1 protein-coding gene is annotated in these 2,548 nt (G+C 68.1%); it reads right to left on the reverse strand.

Annotation, left to right across the window (positions count from 1 at the left end; genetic code table 11):
- Nucleotides 1-2,327: ATP-binding cassette domain-containing protein (locus WBP48_RS07860; protein WP_424438581.1), on the reverse strand; the 2,327-nt coding region annotated here is incomplete at its 3' end.
- Between the last annotated feature and the right edge of the window lie 221 nt (nt 2,328-2,548).

Consider the following 2,548-nt stretch of genomic DNA (forward strand, 5'->3'; position numbering starts at 1 on the left):
GCGAGGTGCTGGGCTGTGAGGGTCTCGCCGGCGGCGACCAGGGCCGCGGGCGTGCCCTCGAACACGACCCGGCCGCCGTCGCGGCCGGCTCCCGGTCCGACGTCGATGATCCAGTCGGCATGCGCCATGACCGCCTGATGGTGCTCGATCGCAATGACGCTGTTCCCGGCATCCACGAGCCGATCCAGCAGCGCGAGCAGACCTGCGACGTCGGCGAGGTGGAGCCCCGTCGTCGGCTCGTCGAGCACGTAGATCGCGCCGGGTTTGGCCATCGAGATCGCGAGCTTCAGGCGCTGTCGCTCACCACCGGACAGCGTGTTCAGCGCCTGTCCGAGCGTGATGTAGCCGAGGCCGACGTCGATCATACGGGTCAGGGTCGTGTGCGCCGGCCCCTTCGCGAGGTATGCCGCGGCCTCATCCGCGGTCATCGCGAGCACCTCGGCGATGTTGCGGCCGTCGAGCGTGTACTCCAGCACGTCGTCGCTGAAGCCGCTGCCGTCGCACAACTCGCACCGGGTCTCGACGCTCTGCGTGAAGCCGAGGTTCGTGATGATCACGCCGAGCCCCTTGCACGCAGGGCACGCGCCCTCGGAGTTCGCGCTGAACAACGCGGGCTTGACGCCGTTCGCCTTCGCGAACGACTTGCGGATGTCGTCGAGGATCCCCGTGTAGGTCGCGGGGCTCGACCGCCGCGATCCCTTGATCGGCGCCTGGTCCACCACGACGACGCCCTCGAACGCGGGCAGCGATCCGTGGATGAGGGACGACTTGCCCGATCCCGCGACCCCCGTGACGACGGTGAGGATGCCGAGGGGCACGTCCACGTCGACGTCCTTGAGGTTGTGCAGGCTCGCGCCGCGGATCTGGAGCGCGTCGGTGCGTTCGCGGGTGCCCGGCTTGAGCTGCGCCCGGTGGTCGAAGTGCTGTCCGGTGATCGTGTCGGAGGCGCGGAGGCCCGCGACATCCCCCTCGTACATGATGCGCCCGCCCGCGCGCCCGGCGCCCGGGCCGAGGTCGACGATGTGGTCGGCGATTCGAATGACCTCGGGCTTGTGCTCGACGACGAGGACGGTGTTGCCCTTGTCGCGCAGCAGTTGCAGCAGGTCGTTCATGCGCTGGATGTCGTGCGGGTGCAGGCCCGTCGTCGGCTCGTCGAAGACGTACGTGATATCGGTGAGGCTCGACCCGAGGTGGCGGATCATCTTGGTGCGCTGCGCCTCACCGCCCGACAGCGTTCCGCTGGAGCGGTCGAGGGAGAGGTAGCCGAGGCCGATGTCGACGAAGGAGTCGAGGGTCTGGCGCAGCCCTGCCAGGAGCGGCCCCACGCTCGGGTCGTCGATCGTGGCCACCCACGCGGCGAGGTCGGTGATCTGCATCGCCGCGGCATCCGCGATGCTGATCCCTGCGATCTTGGACGATCGCGCGCCCTCGTTGAGGCGCGTGCCGTCGCATGCCGGACACGGCATGAACTTGACGGCACGGTCGACGAAGGCGCGGATGTGGGGCTGCAGACTGTCGCGATCTTTCTGCAGCATCGACTTGGTGACCTTGGGGACGAGCCCCTCGTAGGTCATGTTGATGCCGGAGACCTTCACCTTGGTCTGCTCCTTGTAGAGCAGATCGTGCAGCTCGGCCTCGGTGTAGTCGGCGATGGCCTTGCGCGGGTCGAAGAAGCCGGACTCGCTGTAACCCTTCACCATCCAGCCGTCGGGGGTGTAGCCGGGTACCTGGATGGCGCCGTCCACGAGCGAGAGCGACCGGTCGAGCAGTTCGTCGATATCGATGTCGCTGACCTGGCCGAGCCCCTCGCAGTCCGGGCACATGCCGCCGGTGATCTCGAACGAGCGGCGTTCCTTGACCTTTTGGCCGCCCTTCTGCATCGTGACGGCGCCGGCGCCCGAGACCGAGGGAACGTTGAACGAAAACGCCTGCGGCGACCCGACGTGTGGGATGCCGATGCGGCTGAACAGCAGACGGAGCATCGCGTGCACATCGGTCGCCGTGCCGACGGTGGAGCGCGCGTTGGCGCCCATCCGCTCCTGGTCGACGACGATCGCGGGGCTGACGTTCTCGAGCGCGTCGACGTCGGGACGGCTGAGCTGGCCCATGAACTGCTGCACGAAGGTCGGGTAGGTCTCGTTGATGAGCCGCTGCGACTCGTTCGCGATCGTGCCGAAAACGAGGCTCGACTTGCCCGACCCGCTCACCCCGGTGAACACCGTCAGGCGGCGCTTGGGGATGTCGACGTCGATGCCCTGCAGGTTGTTCTCGCGGGCGCCGATCACGCGGATGCGGTCGTGGGTGTCGGCGATGTGCTCCGATGACATGCGCTCAGTCTGCCCTGTTGGCGGGCGCTTGCGCTTCTCGAATCCTGCCCGGCGGCTTCTCTCCCAGCCCCCTCCTAGCCCCCTTCGCCGAGCCGCTATGTTTCGACCGAGCCGCTATGTTTCGACCGGTCGTTTCATAGCGGCTCGGTCAAGACGTAGCGGCTCGGCGTCCTGTGAGAGGGCCGCGGTCGGGCGCGGTCGGCCGCGGTCGGGCGCGGGCG

Source organism: Microbacterium sp. (assembly GCF_049661145.1).
GTDB lineage: Bacteria > Actinomycetota > Actinomycetes > Actinomycetales > Microbacteriaceae > Microbacterium.